This window comes from Amycolatopsis sp. 3B14 (assembly GCF_050958625.1).
In the GTDB taxonomy this organism is placed as follows: Bacteria; Actinomycetota; Actinomycetes; order Mycobacteriales; family Pseudonocardiaceae; genus Amycolatopsis_E; species Amycolatopsis_E thermoflava.
The window spans coordinates 48,689-62,662 of sequence record NZ_JBHZEN010000036.1 but is presented as its reverse complement, the minus strand read 5'-3'; the positions used below and the strand labels follow the sequence as shown (position 1 = coordinate 62,662).

Below are 13,974 nucleotides of genomic sequence, written 5' to 3'. Positions count from 1 at the left end.
TCACTCCCCTCCGGCGAGGTGACCCCAGCGGTTCAGCACCTCGCGACGCAGCAGCTTGCCCTGCCCGCCGGACCCGTCGTTGGCGTGCGGCAGCTCGTCCGCCACCACGACGACGTCCGGACGCGACGGCGGCGGGAGCTTGTCCGCGACCGCCGACCGCACCACCTCCGGGTCGAGGTGGTGTTCCAGATCGGGGCGCACGACCAGCAGGATCTTCGGCTCGCCATCGGCGCCCGGGACGCCCACCGCGGCGGCCTCCGCGACGCCGTCCACTGCGGACGCCGCGTCCTCGACCTGGATCGGCAGGGTGAACGAGCCGCCGCGCGCGATCGCGTCGGCGCGACGGCCGAGCACCGACACCCGGCCCTGGTCGTCGACGAGGCCGAGGTCGCCGCCGGTGAACCAGCCGTCCCGGAGCGCTTGCCCGGTCACCTCGGGCTGCCCGTCGTAGCCGGCTGTGACATGCGGCCCCGCGAGCTGGATCTCCCCGATTTCCCCGGTGATCCGCCGCCCGTCGGCATCGACCACCCGGACGGCCCCGCCGGTGCGCGCCCAGCCCACCACGCCATCAGGCACCTCGTCGCGCCGCGCGATCACGCTGTAGGGCGCCTCGGTCTGCCCGTAGTAGCCGTAGAGGGCCAAGTCCGGCAGCCTCCGCCGGATCCGCTGCTGCAGCGACGGCAGGATCGGCTCACCGCCGAGCATCGCGACCCGCAACGAGGACAGGTCGGCGTTCTCGTGCCCCGGCGTGGACAGCAGTTCGACGAAGAAGCTCGGCGTCACGCTGATGTGTGTGACGCGCTCCCGCGGCACCGCGGCCAGGAACTGTTCCGGTCCGAACCCGTCCTCCAGCACCAGCCGCGCCCCACCCGCGAGCGCGGGCGCGGCCACGGCCAGGAACCCGATGCCCCAGATGATCGGCCCGGTACCCAGAACCGCGTCCCGTCCCAGCGGCACGTCCAGCCACAGCTTCTCCGCGATCGCCAGCCCGCCGGCGTGCGTGTGCACCACCGCCTTCGGCAGGCCCGTGGTGCCGGAGGTGAAGAACAGCGCGAGCGGATCGTCTCCCCCGGCCCCGAGAGCCGGCTCGCCGTCGCCCGCGGAGGCCGTGAGCGCGTCGAGATCAACCGAACCGCCGGCCGGGCCGCCCACCCGGATCCAGGTATCGATACCCGGGAGGCCTGGCCGCAGTCCGGCCACGAGGTCGTCGAACCGCGCGTCGTAGACGAAGGCGGTGGTGCGGCTGCGCTCCAGGACGGGCGCGAAGGTCTCCGCGGCCCAGAACGGGTTGAGCGCCGCCAGCACCGTCCCCAGCTTGGCCTGCGCCAGGTAGATCTCGGCGACGGACAACGGTGAGTCGAGCAGGGTGGCGACCCGGTCCCCGGGTTTCAGCCCCGCGGCGGCGAGTGCGTGGGCGCGGCGGTTGACCCGCTTGTTCAGCTCGTCGTAGGTGAGGTGATCGCGGCCGGCGAAGGTCACGGCGATGTCCTCGGGCGCCCGATCACGGTGGGCGGTCAGCACAGCGTGCCCGAAGTTGGCGTAGCGCGTCATTGCGTCTCTCCTGCGGTCGAACAGGTGTCAGGTGCCCGGGTATCCGCCGCCGCCGTACCGGGCGTCGAGCAGGTCGTAGTCGGGAGTGAACCCCCGTCGTGGGAGCTCCTCGGCGAAGATCACGGTCTTCGGCTTCTTGTAGGAGGCGACCTGGGTGCGCACGTGAGCGATCAGATCCTTCTCCGACACGCTCGCGCCGTCGGCGAGCACGACGATCGCGACGACGTTCTGGCCCCACACCGGATCCGGCCGTCCGATCACCCCCACTGCCTCGACGTCGGGATGCGTAGTCAGGGCGCGCTCGACCTCCGCCGGATAGACGTTCTCGCCGCCGGACTTGATCATCCGCAGCTTCGGCCCGAGGAAGCTGATCGTGCCGTCCTTTTCACGGCGGCCCAGGTCGCCGGTGTGGTGCCAGCCGCCGCGGAACTTCGCCGCGTTCAGCTCGGGCCGGTCGAAGTACCCGCTGAACACGTGCGGGCCGCGGGCCACGATCTCGCCCACCTGCCCGTCCGGCACCTCCTCGTCGTCCGGGCCGACGATGCGCACCTGCGCCAGTGGGCTCGGCCGCCCAACGTTGCCCGCGCCGTCCGTGCCGAGCCCGTGGTAGGTGAGCATCCCGGCCACCTCGGTCTGTCCGTAGCCGACGAACGAGCGTCCCCAGGGACTGGTGTCCGGTGTGATCATCGCGTTCCACGCCTCGTCGCCCGGCGCCGCCCGCAAGCTGGACAGGTCGTAGCGCCGGTCGGCGTTCGCCTTCACCAGCTGCGCGATCATCGCCGGGAAGAGCATCGCGGCCTGGCAGCGTTCCCGCTCGATCAGCCGGCACGCCAGCTCCGGGTCGAAGGTCGGCAGCACCACGTTCGTGCCACCGAAAACCAGCGTGGTCAGCGCGAACATCGTGGTGCCGATGTGGAAGAGCGGCCCGGAGTCCAGGCAGACGAAGCCCTCCTCGACCTGACGGACGACACCGAGCACCAGACTGTGCGAAACGAGCGCGCGCTGCGACAGCATCGCGCCGTGCGGGCGGCCGTCGAACGCCGCGGTGTACAGCACGAGGACCGGCGCGTCCTCGTCCACGTCCAGGCCCAGGGGGGTGGCGGGGTACTCCGCCAGCCACGCCTCGTAACCGTCGTCGGCGTTGTGGCAGACCCAGCGCGCGGTCGTCCCGCTCCGGAGTGGACCGAGCGCGGCGTCCAGCGGTCCCGACTCCCAGACGACCACCGCGGGCCTGAGGTCGTCGAGCACGAACTTCAGCTCGTCGCTGCTCTGCCGCCAGTTCGCCGGGCACAGCATGGCCCCGGTCTTGGCGCAGGCGATGAGCAGCTCGATGATCCGGAACGAGTTGACGCCCAGCCACAGGACCCGCTCCCCCGGCCCGGCACCGGCGTCGAGCAGGGCATGGGCGAGGCGGTCGGTGCGCTCGTCGAGATCGGCGTAGGTCAGCCGGTGGTCGCCGTCGACCAGGGCGGTGACGTGGGCGCGGCTGCGCCGGTGCTCCCGCACCACGTCGGCGAGGGTGAACTGGTGCATGGTGACGCCTTTCAGCGGAAGGCCGGGATGACTTCCTTGGCGAAGAAGGTGATGGCTCGCTTCATGTCCTCGAACGGCACGTGGCGCGTGCTGCCGAAGTCGCACATCAGGTGGCCGAAGCCGAACTCCTGGAGCATGGCGACCTGGCCGATGACCCGCTCCGGGTCGCCGATGACCTCCAGCTGCTCCCAGCGGAAGTCGGTGCCCACGCTGCCGCCCTTGAGGTAGCGGCCTTCCCAGAACTCGAAGCCCTTCGCGATCTCGCCCGTACGCGAGTCGATGGGGGCGCTCTTCTCGTTGAAGATGCGGGCGCGGTCGAACGTCTTCTCGAACGCCTCCTGGTCGGCTCGCGCCTGCTCCACCGTCGGGGCGAGCCACACCGAGCGGGACACGACCAGCTCGACGTCTTCGACGGCGTGCCCGGCCTCCGCGGCGACCGACCGCCACGTTTCGGCAGCCTTGTGCACCTTGCGGAACGGCGCCGCGGGATCGGCCAGAATGGGCAGGCCGCGCCGGGCGTAGCGCTCGACGGTCTCCGGGCTGACCGCCGCCACGTACAGCGGCGGATACGGCCGCTGCAACGGTTTCGGCGTCAGTTCGACCTCGCCCGTGCGGTAGAACTTCCCGTCGTGCTGGAACTGTTCGTTCCCGAGCAGGCCGGTGATCACCTCCAGGGACTCGTCGAACCGCTCGCGTGCCTCGGACAGCTCCTGGCCGAACCCGTCGAACTCGATGCTCTGGTACCCGCGGCCGACCCCGAGGTCCAGGCGGCCGCCGGAGAGGAGGTCGACCTGCGCGGCCTCTTCGGCGACGTGGACCGGGTTGTGCAGCGGCAGCACGACCACTCCGGTGCCGAGCCGGATCCGCTCGGTGCGGGCAGCGAGGTGGCTGAGCATCGTGAAGATGTTCGGGACCGTGCCGTAGTCGCGGAAGTGGTGCTCGGACACCCAAAGCCCGTCGAAGCCCAGCTCCTCGAGCAGTTCGGCGACCCGGATGTTGTAGTCGTAGACCTCTTTGATGCTGCGCTGCCGGTCGGGCCGGTGGAACAGCAGGAACGCGGAGAACTTCATCGCGCGGTGCTCCTCTTTTCCGTTGTCAGGCCTGCGAAGGCGCGAGCACCGAACCGGGGAACGGCGCGAGCAGCGTTTCCCGCCACGGGCCGTCCAGGTACTGCCGGGCCGTCTTGCGCCAGTCGAGCAGCCTCGGGTCGGCCTTCGCCTCGGCGTCCAGGCCGACGGCCGCGTCATACGCGCGCTGCGTCTCCAGGTGCGAGTCCATGTCGGTCCCCCAGAAGGTGACGACCTCGCTGTCGGACATCAGCACCTCGTACAGGCCGACGAGGCGGTGCCCGTGGTCGGCGAGGATGGGCGCGCGTTCCTCGCGGACGGCCGCCAGGTAGTCCAGCGCCGCGCCCGGCCGGACGTGGGCGACCTCGTGCAGGAAGAACGGCGCGGTGTACCGCTCGTCGCGCAGGGCCTGCAGATCCGGGGTGCCCGGAACGCCGCCCATCGGCCGGGAGAACGCCTTGTGCCTGAGATCGTCGATCGAGGACAGGAACAGCTCAGGCTTGACGTTGTCGTAGATGTCGAGCATCTGCCGCCAGCCACCCTCCCAGCCACCGTGGCAGTCCCACAGCGTGACCGCCTTGAACTGCTCGTGGCCGGTGATGCCGATGGCGTAGAACGCGCCGATCAGGTCGATGGCCCGCGAACGCACGGACAGCCCGGAGGTCAGCTCCGCGGAGGCGTCGCCGCGCTGCTCGTCCTCCTTCTTGTAGTTCACCAGCCACTGCAGGTATTCGCGCGGGTTGCGCGAGTTCATCGGGTGGAAGTACACCTCTTCGAGCAGATAGATCCCGCGCGCCACAGTCTCTCCCTCACTCCTACTTGAGCAATCGCTTGGTCAAGACTGTAAGGCCGGGCGCATCTGCCGTCAACAATCGCGCCCGTTGACAGCGGGACCGCGACGTTCGTACTGTCCAACCAAGTGCTCGCTTGGTGAAGGAGGTGCCGTGGCCGCGCTCCGCGACCGCGCCGCGATCGCCGGCGTCGGCTGGACCCCGTACTCGAAGAACTCCGGGGTGAGCACCCTGGAGCTCGCGCTCCGGGCGATCACCGCCGCTCTCGACGACTGCGGGCTCACCCGTGCCGACGTGGACGGCTTCGTCACGCATTCCGTGGGTGACGCGACGCCCGCGGCGGTCGTCGCCGCCTCACTCGGAGTGCCGGACCCGCACGTCCTGCTCGACCTGTGGGGTGGCGGCAGCGTCTCCGCCGCGACGGTCGGCGCGGCCGCGATGGCGGTGGCGAGCGGCCAAGCCGAAACAGTGGTGTGCTGGCGCGCGCTCAACGCGCGATCGGAGTTCCGCATGGGCGGCACCGGCCGGGCGGCGCCCACGCTCGTCGAGTTCCAGTACCAGGTCCCCTACGGGCTGCTGGCCCCGCCGCAGCAGTACGCCCTGGTCGGCCGCGCCTACCTCGACGCTTGCGGCGCCGGCGAGGAGGACCTCGGCCGAGTCGCCGTCACCCAGCGCCAGAACGCGTTGCGCAACCCACGCGCGATGATGCGCAAGCCGCTGTCGATGGACGAGTACCTCGCCGCACCCTGGATCGCCGAGCCGCTGCGACTGTTCGACTGCTGCCTGGAGACCGACGCGGCGATCGCCCTCGTCGTGACCTCCGCCGAACGGGCCCGGGACCTCCGGCAGCCGCCCGTGCTGATCAGCGGAGCCGCGACGGGCGGGGGCCACAGCCTGTTCTCCGGCGCGCGACCGGACCTGTCCGTCAGCGCGGCCGCCGACATGGCACCGCGTCTCTACGCAGGTGCGGGCATCGGCCCGGAGGAGATTCAGATCGCCGAACTCTACGACGCGTTCACCCCGCTCGTCCTGATGCAATTGGAGGACTACCGCTTGGCACCCCGGCGCGGCGCCGCCGACTTCGTCGCCTCCGGCGCCACCGCACTGGACGGCAAACTGCCCGTCAACACGCACGGCGGGCACCTGTCCGAGGGCTACCTGCACGGCCTCAACCACGTCGGCGAGGCCGTGACACAGCTGCGCGGCCAGGCCGGTGACCGCCAGGTGCCGGGCGCCGAGGTGGCACTGACAACGGGCCAGCCCGGCTACGTCTCGGGCACCACGTCGGCCCTGATCCTGCGAGCGGACCGATGACCCGCCCGCTCGCGGACCGCGACTCCACCGCGTGGTGGGAAGGACTGGCGGAGCACCGCCTGCTGCTGCAGACCTGCGGCGCATGCGGGAGGCATCGGCTCGTCGCCCGGCCCCTGTGCGCCTCGTGCGGTTCCTTCGCCTGGCGCTGGACGGAGGCGTCCGGCGAGGGCACGATCGCGAGCTGGGTCGTGTCGCACCGCGCCTACCAGCCCGACCGGACCGCGCCCTACACCGTGGTGATGGTCCGGCTCGCCGAGGGAGACGACCTGTTGCTGCCCGGCGGATGGACCGAAGGTGCGGACCTCGCGGTGGGCCTCCCGGTCCGCGCGACCTACCAAGATCTGCCCGGCGATCCACCCGCGGCACTGCTGCGGTGGCAACCTACCGGCGAGTCAACCTAGCACTTGCCCAAGCATGGGGGATACTGGCGACCATGGCAGCCACGAAACGCCAGGCGGGCAAGCCCGCCGCCCGAACGGGAGCCCGCGGCAACGGCAGCAGGGGCGGAGGGTCCGAGCGCCGCCAGGCGCTGGTCGACATCGCCGCCGAACTCTTCGCCGAGCGCGGGTTCAAGGCGACCACCGTCCGCGAGATCGGCGACGCGGCAGGGGTGCTCTCGGGGAGCCTCTACCACCACTTCGACTCCAAGGAGACGATCGCCGACGAGATCCTGTCCACCTACCTCGACGGGATCGTGCAGACCTACAAGCGGATCATCGACGAGCATCCCCGTCCCGGGGACGCACTGCGCGAATTGGTGCGCTCGGCGTTCGCCTCGCTGGGGCCCCACCGCGCCGCCATCACCATCCTGCAGAACGAGCGCAGCTACCTGGCCGAACTGCCCCGGTTCGCCTACCTGACCAAGATCGAGAACGACGTGCGCCGCATGTGGGTCAAGGTGATCGAGGCCGGGATCGCCGAGGGCACGTTCCGCGACGATCTCGACCCGAAGCTGACCTACCAGTTCCTGCGTGACGCGATCTGGGTGGCGGTGCGCTGGTTCACGCCGTCCGGGCGGCTCAGCGTGGACCAGCTCGCCGACCAGTACCTCAAGCTGGTGATGGAAGGTCTCGAGACCGGGCGCTGATCACCGGGCCGTGAAGCGCTCGATCAGCTCCCGCGCCTCGGGCGTCGTGACGGCCGCGGCGATGGTGTCGGCCTCGTCGGCCGCACTGTCCTGGCGCGCGGCCTCGAAGGACGACCGGATCAGCCGTTTGGCCTGGCCGAGCGCGGACGCCGGTCCGGTCGCGAGCGACGTGGCCAGCTCTTCGGCACGGCGGTTTAGCGCGTCGTCGTCGGCGACCTCGGTCACCAGACCCCAGTCGCGGGCCTCCTCGGCGGTGAGCGTGCGCCCGGTCAGGGCCAGCTCCAGGGCGCGCTGGGTGCCGACCGCGCGCGGGAGCAGGTACGACACGCCGCAGTCCGGGGTGAGGCCGATGCCGGAGTAGGCCATCCGGAACTTCGTCGACCGCGCGGCCACCACGACGTCGGCGTTGAGCACGAACGCCAGCCCCGCCCCGGCCACCGCGCCCTGCACGCCCGCCACGACCGGCTTGGGCAGCTCGGACAGCCGCCGCAGCGCGGCCTCCAGCTCGGAGGCCAGCTGGTGCAGGTACTTCGGCGGCTCCTCGGCGGCCAGGAACGACCGGACGTCCCCGCCCGCGCAGAACCGGGCTCCCGCCCCGGTCAGCAGCACCACCCGGACCTCATCGGACTCCGCAGCGGTCACGGCCTTCGCCAACGTCTGCGCAGTCGGCAGATCGACCGCGTTGGACACGTCCGGCCGGTCCAGGGTGATCCGCCCGACTCCCCCGCTCAGCTCCCAGCGCACGCTCACGCGACCCTCCGCAGCAACGCGACCAGCGCCTGCCCGCCGCCGATGCACATCGTCACCACACCCAGCTCCTGGTCGTTCCGCACGAGGTGCTTGGCCGCCCGCAGCGTCAGGATCGCCCCCGTCGCCCCGACCGGGTGTCCCAGCGCGATCGCGCCGCCGTAGGGGTTGGTCTTCTCCGGATCCAGCCCGGCGTCGCGGATCACCGCCACCGCCTGCGAGGCGAACGCCTCGTTCAGCTCCACGACGTCGATGTCGGCCGGCGTGGTTCCGGTCTGCGCGAACAGCTTGTTCAACGCAGGCACCGGCGCGTAGCCCATCAGCTCCGGTTCCATCGCCGCGGTCGCCACGGCCTCCAGCGCGACCAGCCCGGTCAGCCCTCGCTCGGCTGCCACGGACTCCCGTGCCAGCACCACCGCCGCCGCCCCGTCGTTGATGCCCGACGCGTTCCCCGCCGTCACGGTGCCGTCCTTTTCGAACGCCGGCCGCAGCTTCGCCAGCGCCTCCAGCGTCGTACCGGGCTTGGGGTGCTCGTCCTCGGTCACCGTCACCGGACGCCGTCCACCCACCTCGACCGGCACGATCTCCTCAGCGAAGGCCTCCTTCGCCGCCACCGAGGCCGCCCGCCGCTGCGACTCCAGCGCGAACTCGTCCTGCGCCTGCCGCGAAATCCCGTACTCCCGGGCGACGTTCTCCGCGGTCACTCCCATGTGGACGTTGTGGAACGGGTCGGTCAGCATCATCACCGTGCCGTCGGCCAGAGTCCGGTCGCCAAGCCGGTAGCCGGAGCGGGCGCCGAAGTCGTAGAACGGCATCCGGCTCATCGACTCGTCGCCACCGGCCAGCGCGAAGTCCCCCCCACCCCAGCGCATCTGCATCGCGGCCGACCAGATCGCCTGCAAGCCCGAGCCGCACAACCGGTTCACCGTGTAGGCCGGCGTCGTCACCGGCAGCCCCGCGGCCAGCGCCACGCGGCGCGCGTTGTAGGCGTCCGGACCGACCTGGCCGATGCAACCCATGACGACCTCGCCGATCGCTTCAGGTTCGACCCCAGATCGTTCGAGCGCCGCCTTCGCCGCCGTCGCACCCAGCTCGAACCCGGGCACGTCCTTGAACGCGCCACCGAAACTGCCCACCGGCGTCCGCGCGCCATCCAGCAGCACGATCCTGTCCTGGCCCATCCGCACCTCACTCACCCCGGGACTACCTCTCGCCAAATAGTAGGTCTTCCGACTATTTAGCGAGTGATAGCCGCGTCACAGTCCCGCGCAGTTCCCGCCACTGTGCATCTGGGTGCCGCGACCCGAGCTTCATGTTCCGTGCTCAATCCGGCTACTGCCTCCGCCCCTACGGCAGCTCGAACTGTGTCCGCCGGTAGAGCGCGTGTGCGTAATGGTCAATACGCCCCTCGGACACAGTTTCGTGGCAGATCTGCCACATCTGACGTACCAGTGCTTGAGTGCACTCCACCACCTGACTGCGGCATGTAGGCCGCGTCTGTGGGTCTCCTGGCGGTGGTCCTCGTGACCGGCGCCGTGATCAAGCCGGTCACCTTCCCGGAGGCTCCTCCGCGGCGCGGTGGTCACGCCGCCACCCGTCGAACGCTGCCACTTCCGGCGATCGCGGCGCCGGGCACGAGCCACCCCATCGGAGATCAAGCAGCTGGTCGAGCACGTGAAGATCAACGTAGTCCCGCGGCGCAATGCTCGCGGCGGACGCAGCGCCGGCGAACACCTCATCGCCGCACTGCGCTGCCTCTACCGCCACGCCGAAGACGACCGACTCATCGATCCAGCCGAGAACCCGGCCAGCAAGGTCGCCAAACCCCGCCGCCTGTTCTCCACCCGCCGCGCCGTCGCCGCCACCACCGGCAACGACCCGGCACTCGACAGCCTGCTCCTGCGCCTGCACACCGAAACCGCGTGCCGCCGCGCCGGCGCACTCGCCCTCAGCCCCCAACACCTCGACCCCGACCAATGCCTCATTTTCCTCCGCGAGAAAGGCGAAACGGTGCCTGCCCTGCTTCGGCGACCACTCGGCCCCCTCTTGACGTGACCGGCCGCACGATGCTTAGGTTGCGTGCATCCACAACTGGATACACTTATGAGTCCCACGTGGACCGCGTCACCCCGGGAGCGGCTCGGACGCGCCGTCCGGCACGGGCTGGCGCGGTCCATGCCGCATCGATCTCCCTGGGAGGGATCATGAAACCGCCGCCGCTGTCGTATCGTTCTCCGCGGACTGTCGACGACGCGCTGGACCTGCTAGCCGAGCACGGCGAGGACATGGCGGTTCTGGCCGGCGGGCAGAGTCTCGTGCCGCTGCTGAACATGCGGTTCGCCCGGCCCGCGTTCCTGCTGGACGTCAACGGGGTCGACGGGCTGAACCGGATCTCGATCACCGACGACGTCGTAACGCTGGGAGCCACCGTCCGGCTCGCCGCGGTCGAGCGCGACGCGCGGCTGGCGGAGGCGCTGCCGGTGCTGGGGACCGCCGCCGGTTACGTCGCGCACCCGCAAATCCGCAATCGCACCACTGTCGGCGGCACGCTGTGCCACGCCGATCCGGCCGCTGAATTCCCGACGATCGCGGTGGGGCTCGGCGCGCGGCTGCACCTGGTCTCGCGCTCCCGCGGCGCGCGAGTCGTGGCAGCCGAGGACTTTTTCCAGTCGGTATTCATGACCAGCAAGGAGCCCGACGAGTTGCTGGTTTCCGTCGACTTTCCCCGGCTGCCGGGCCACCGGATCAGCTACGCAGAGATCGCGCGGCGGCACGGGGACTTCCCGTTCGCCGGGCTGTTCCTGGCCACGCGGATGGAAAACGACGTCGTCACGGCGGCGCGCGCGTCGGCGGCGGGCGTCGCCGACCGTCCGGTCCGGCTACCCGGCTGCGAGGCGGCGCTGACCGGGAACCCCTTGTCCGGCCCGGCGATCGAGCAGGCGGCGGCGGCCGCGTCGGCCGAGATCGACCCGCCGTCGGACAACCACGGTTCCGCGGCGTTCCGCCGGGGCCTGATCCGCACCCTTGTCCGGCGACAGGCCAGGCAACACCAGGAGGTGGCCGCATGAGCGAGGAAACCCACACCGTGACCGCGATGGTCAACGGTGCCGAGACCACCGCCGACGTGCCGGCGCGCACACTGCTGAGCGACTTCCTGCGGCACGACCTCAATCTCACCGGCACGCATGTCGGCTGCGAGCAGGGCGTTTGCGGGGCCTGCACGGTGCTGGTCGACGGCGAGCCGATTCGGTCGTGCCTGATGTTCGCCGTCCAGGCCGACGGACGGCAGGTCGAGACGGTCGAATCGCTGGCTCAGGACGGCAAGCTGTCGCCGTTCCAGCAGGCGATGAAAGACGAACACGGCCTGCAATGCGGGTTCTGTACCCCGGGAATCCTGATGAGCGTGACCGCCGCCGAACGGCACGGGCAAGCCGTCGAAGAAACCGAAACCGAGGTGCTCGGCGGACATGTCTGCCGCTGCACCGGATACGTCGGGATCCGCTCGGCGATCCGCCGATGCTGGAGCGAAGGAGCGACGAGCGCATGACCAGCCACATCGGTGCCCGCATGGCGCGGGTCCAGGACGACCGCCTCCTGGCAGGCGACGGGCGCTACGTCGACGACCTCGACGAGACCGGCGTTCTGCATGCAGCGCTCGTCCGCAGTCCGATCGCGATGGGCGAACTGACCCGCTTCGACGCCACCGAAGCACGTGCCGTGGACGGGGTCGCCTTAGTGCTCGGGCCGGACGAGATCGCACCGCTGGTGGACGACGTCCCGCTGAGCTGGCTTCTTTACGGACAGCGGATTCCGGCCTGGCAGGTCGTCGACACCACGGTCCGGTTCGTCGGCCAGCCGCTCGGCGTCGTACTCGCGACCAGCCGGGCCGCAGCCGAGGACGCCGCCGAACTGGTTGACATGGACTTCGCCGAGAAGGCAGCCGTCGTCGGGATCGCCGGCGCCCGGGCCGCGGACGCGACGCTGCTCTACCCGGAGACCGGCAGCAACCAGATCGGCAGCTTCCATTTCGGCACCGCGGTCGAAGAACTCGAGGAGGTCTTCGCGAACGCCGAGCACGTGATCGAGCGCGACCTCGTCGTGCCGCGGATCAGCCACAGCCCGATGGAACCGCGCGGGCTGGTCGCCGAGTACACCAGGGCCACCGGCGAACTTCTGGTCGTGAGCAGCACGCAGGTGCCGCACCTCGTCCGGCAGGAACTCGCGCAGGCCCTGCGGCTGCGCCAGGACCAGGTGCGGGTCGTCGCACCGGACGTCGGCGGCTCGTTCGGGCAGAAAGCGTCGCTCGCGCCGGACGAGGCGATCGTGTGTCTCGCGGCGAAACTGCTGGGGCGCAAGGTCAAGTGGATCGAAGACCGGACCGAGGCACTGGTCGCCGCGTACCAGGGCCGCGGCACGTTCTCCCGGTCCCGTCTCGCCCTCGACGCCGAAGGCCGGTTCCTCGCACTTCACGCCGACCTCCACGGCGACGCCGGGGCGTTCTGCAGTTCCGGCACCGGTGGCACCGGCCCGTTCCAGGTGGCGGCGCTGATGCTGGAAGGCCCGTACCGCTACGACAAAGCCGGAGCGACCGTCACCGGCTGGTACACCAACGCCACACCCACCGCCGCCTTCCGAGGCTACGGCATGCAGGAAGGCACCTGGATCCGTGAGCGGCTCGTGGACGAAGCCGCCCGAGTGCTCGGCATCGATCCGATCGCGCTGCGGCACAAGAACATGCTCCGGTCCGATGCGCTCCCTCATCTCACCCACACCGGGGTGCCGTTCGACAACGGCGACTACCCAGACGTCCTCGCTCGAGCGGCGGCGATCGCCGAGCAGAAGCGGAAGCCCTCGACCGGCCAGATCCGCCACGGCGTCGGGCTGGCGTCGATGGTCGAGATCACCGCGTTCGCGCCGAGCGCGCTGCTGGAAATGTTCCACATCCATTGGAGCGGCTACGAAACCTCGACGATCCGGGTCAACGAGGACGGCACCGTCACGGTCTTCTCCGGCGTCACGAGCGTCGGCCAGGGCATCGAAACCGCGCTGACCCAGGTCGCCGCCGAACGGCTGGGCGTGCCCTGCGACTGGATTCGCGTCCGGCTCGGCGACACGGCAGTGACGCCCTACTCGAACATCGGCTCCCAGGCGAGCCGGGCGCTCGCGCTCGCGGGCGGCGCACTCTGGAACGCCGCGGACAAACTCGCGCACCGCATGCGCTCGCTCGCTGCCGCCTACCTCGACGTCGCCCCCGACCAGGTTCGCCTCGACGGCGGCACGTTCCATGCTGAAGGCGGCGCGTCGATGCCCTGGCGTGAAGTCGCCCACCGCGGCTGGCTGGGCTGGGGCCGCGGCGAATCGCCTACCATCCGGCTCGAGGAGACCGTCGAACTCGACCCGGCGAGCATCACCTTCGGGTACGCGACACACGGCGCGCAGGTCGCGGTCGACCTCGACACCGGCCAGATCAAAGTGGAGGATTACTGGATCGTCCATGACTCCGGCGTGATCGTGAACCCGACCATCGCCGAGGGCCAGATGCTCGGTGGGTTCACCATGGGGCTGGGCAGCGCCCTGCACGAGCAGGTCACCTACGACCCCAACGGCCAGCCGACCGCCACGACCTACCTCGACTACCTCGTCCCACTGTCCGAGGATGTCCCAGACGTGGTGCTGGAGCACGTCGAAACGCCGAGCGACCTGATCCCCGGCGGGTTCAAGGGCCTCGGCGAGAGCGGCACCATCCCTCCGCCGGCCGCGATCGGCAACGCGGTCGCCGCCGCCGTGCCGGAGATCGCCGAGCAGATCACCACCACTCCCCTACACCCGTCGCGCGTCTGGTCCTGGCTGGACGACGCGAAGCTCACCCGCTGACCGAAGGAAA

The 13,974-nt window shown here is 70.5% G+C and carries 13 protein-coding genes; 7 read left to right on the top strand and 6 right to left on the bottom strand.

Annotated elements, in window-relative coordinates:
- The 4 genes from ACCP09_RS20935 to ACCP09_RS20920 are packed head-to-tail and all read right to left on the bottom strand — an operon-like array spanning nucleotide 1 to nucleotide 4,950.
- Nucleotides 1–1,551 carry a class I adenylate-forming enzyme family protein gene (locus ACCP09_RS20935; protein ID WP_433749200.1) on the bottom strand — a complete coding sequence of 517 codons (1,551 nt, stop codon included), beginning with the start codon at nucleotides 1,549–1,551 and terminating at the stop codon, nucleotides 1–3.
- A gap of 27 nt (nucleotides 1,552–1,578) precedes the next feature.
- Nucleotides 1,579–3,084, bottom strand: a complete 1,506-nt coding sequence (locus ACCP09_RS20930) for an AMP-binding protein (RefSeq protein ID WP_433749198.1) — start codon at nucleotides 3,082–3,084, stop codon at nucleotides 1,579–1,581.
- A gap of 11 nt (nucleotides 3,085–3,095) precedes the next feature.
- Nucleotides 3,096–4,154: an LLM class flavin-dependent oxidoreductase gene (locus ACCP09_RS20925; RefSeq protein WP_433749195.1), complete on the bottom strand. Its 1,059-nt coding sequence runs from the start codon at nucleotides 4,152–4,154 to the stop codon at nucleotides 3,096–3,098.
- Between the two features lie 25 nt (nucleotides 4,155–4,179).
- Complete coding sequence (locus ACCP09_RS20920; RefSeq protein ID WP_433749192.1) at nucleotides 4,180–4,950, bottom strand: hypothetical protein; 771 nt, start codon at nucleotides 4,948–4,950, stop codon at nucleotides 4,180–4,182.
- A 145-nt stretch (nucleotides 4,951–5,095) separates the two neighbouring features.
- Between ACCP09_RS20920 and ACCP09_RS20915 the strand changes: the two genes are divergently transcribed.
- Genes ACCP09_RS20915 through ACCP09_RS20905 form a run of 3 tightly spaced genes read left to right on the top strand, consistent with a single transcriptional unit; the run spans nucleotide 5,096 to nucleotide 7,343 of the window.
- Nucleotides 5,096–6,256, top strand: a complete 1,161-nt coding sequence (locus ACCP09_RS20915) for a thiolase C-terminal domain-containing protein (protein ID WP_433749189.1) — start codon at nucleotides 5,096–5,098, stop codon at nucleotides 6,254–6,256.
- On the top strand, nucleotides 6,253–6,657 hold the full coding sequence (locus tag ACCP09_RS20910; RefSeq protein ID WP_037322474.1) for a Zn-ribbon domain-containing OB-fold protein: 405 nt from the start codon (nucleotides 6,253–6,255) through the stop codon (nucleotides 6,655–6,657). The genes ACCP09_RS20915 and ACCP09_RS20910 overlap by 4 nt, the downstream gene beginning before the upstream one ends.
- A gap of 32 nt (nucleotides 6,658–6,689) precedes the next feature.
- On the top strand, nucleotides 6,690–7,343 hold the full coding sequence (locus ACCP09_RS20905) for a TetR/AcrR family transcriptional regulator (protein WP_433749185.1): 654 nt from the start codon (nucleotides 6,690–6,692) through the stop codon (nucleotides 7,341–7,343).
- On the opposite strand, the gene ACCP09_RS20900 is transcribed toward ACCP09_RS20905, so the two are convergent.
- Nucleotides 7,344–8,093 carry an enoyl-CoA hydratase/isomerase family protein gene (locus ACCP09_RS20900; protein WP_433749182.1) on the bottom strand — a complete coding sequence of 250 codons (750 nt, stop codon included), beginning with the start codon at nucleotides 8,091–8,093 and terminating at the stop codon, nucleotides 7,344–7,346.
- Nucleotides 8,090–9,286, bottom strand: a complete 1,197-nt coding sequence (locus ACCP09_RS20895) for a thiolase family protein (protein ID WP_433749179.1) — start codon at nucleotides 9,284–9,286, stop codon at nucleotides 8,090–8,092. The genes ACCP09_RS20900 and ACCP09_RS20895 overlap by 4 nt, the downstream gene beginning before the upstream one ends.
- A gap of 478 nt (nucleotides 9,287–9,764) precedes the next feature.
- Here ACCP09_RS20895 and ACCP09_RS20890 point away from each other — a divergent pair, with 478 nt between their 5' ends.
- From ACCP09_RS20890 to ACCP09_RS20875, 4 genes are read left to right on the top strand one after another with little or no spacing between them, the layout of a single operon-like run.
- The gene (locus ACCP09_RS20890) at nucleotides 9,765–10,145 is read left to right on the top strand and encodes a hypothetical protein (RefSeq protein WP_433749176.1); all 381 of its coding nucleotides are present in this window, start codon (nucleotides 9,765–9,767) and stop codon (nucleotides 10,143–10,145) included.
- Nucleotides 10,142–11,158 (top strand): FAD binding domain-containing protein, encoded by a 1,017-nt coding sequence (locus ACCP09_RS20885; RefSeq protein WP_433749173.1) that lies wholly within the window; start codon nucleotides 10,142–10,144, stop codon nucleotides 11,156–11,158. The genes ACCP09_RS20890 and ACCP09_RS20885 overlap by 4 nt, the downstream gene beginning before the upstream one ends.
- Nucleotides 11,155–11,637, top strand: coding sequence for a (2Fe-2S)-binding protein (locus ACCP09_RS20880; protein WP_433749170.1), 483 nt, complete (start codon nucleotides 11,155–11,157; stop codon nucleotides 11,635–11,637). The genes ACCP09_RS20885 and ACCP09_RS20880 overlap by 4 nt, the downstream gene beginning before the upstream one ends.
- Nucleotides 11,634–13,964 carry a xanthine dehydrogenase family protein molybdopterin-binding subunit gene (locus ACCP09_RS20875; protein WP_433749167.1) on the top strand — a complete coding sequence of 777 codons (2,331 nt, stop codon included), beginning with the start codon at nucleotides 11,634–11,636 and terminating at the stop codon, nucleotides 13,962–13,964. The genes ACCP09_RS20880 and ACCP09_RS20875 overlap by 4 nt, the downstream gene beginning before the upstream one ends.
- Nucleotides 13,965–13,974: the final 10 nt, after the last annotated feature.

What these genes read in the sequence shown, in the direction of transcription:
- ACCP09_RS20880 (WP_433749170.1), top strand. Translation starts at nt 11,155, where the DNA reads ATGAGCGAGGAAACCCACACCGTGACCGCGATGGTCAACGGTGCCGAG.
- ACCP09_RS20925 (WP_433749195.1), bottom strand. Translation starts at nt 4,154, where the DNA reads ATGAAGTTCTCCGCGTTCCTGCTGTTCCACCGGCCCGACCGGCAGCGC.
- ACCP09_RS20930 (WP_433749198.1), bottom strand. Translation starts at nt 3,084, where the DNA reads ATGCACCAGTTCACCCTCGCCGACGTGGTGCGGGAGCACCGGCGCAGC.
- ACCP09_RS20875 (WP_433749167.1), top strand. Translation starts at nt 11,634, where the DNA reads ATGACCAGCCACATCGGTGCCCGCATGGCGCGGGTCCAGGACGACCGC.
- ACCP09_RS20905 (WP_433749185.1), top strand. Translation starts at nt 6,690, where the DNA reads ATGGCAGCCACGAAACGCCAGGCGGGCAAGCCCGCCGCCCGAACGGGA.
- ACCP09_RS20935 (WP_433749200.1), bottom strand. Translation starts at nt 1,551, where the DNA reads ATGACGCGCTACGCCAACTTCGGGCACGCTGTGCTGACCGCCCACCGT.
- ACCP09_RS20910 (WP_037322474.1), top strand. Translation starts at nt 6,253, where the DNA reads ATGACCCGCCCGCTCGCGGACCGCGACTCCACCGCGTGGTGGGAAGGA.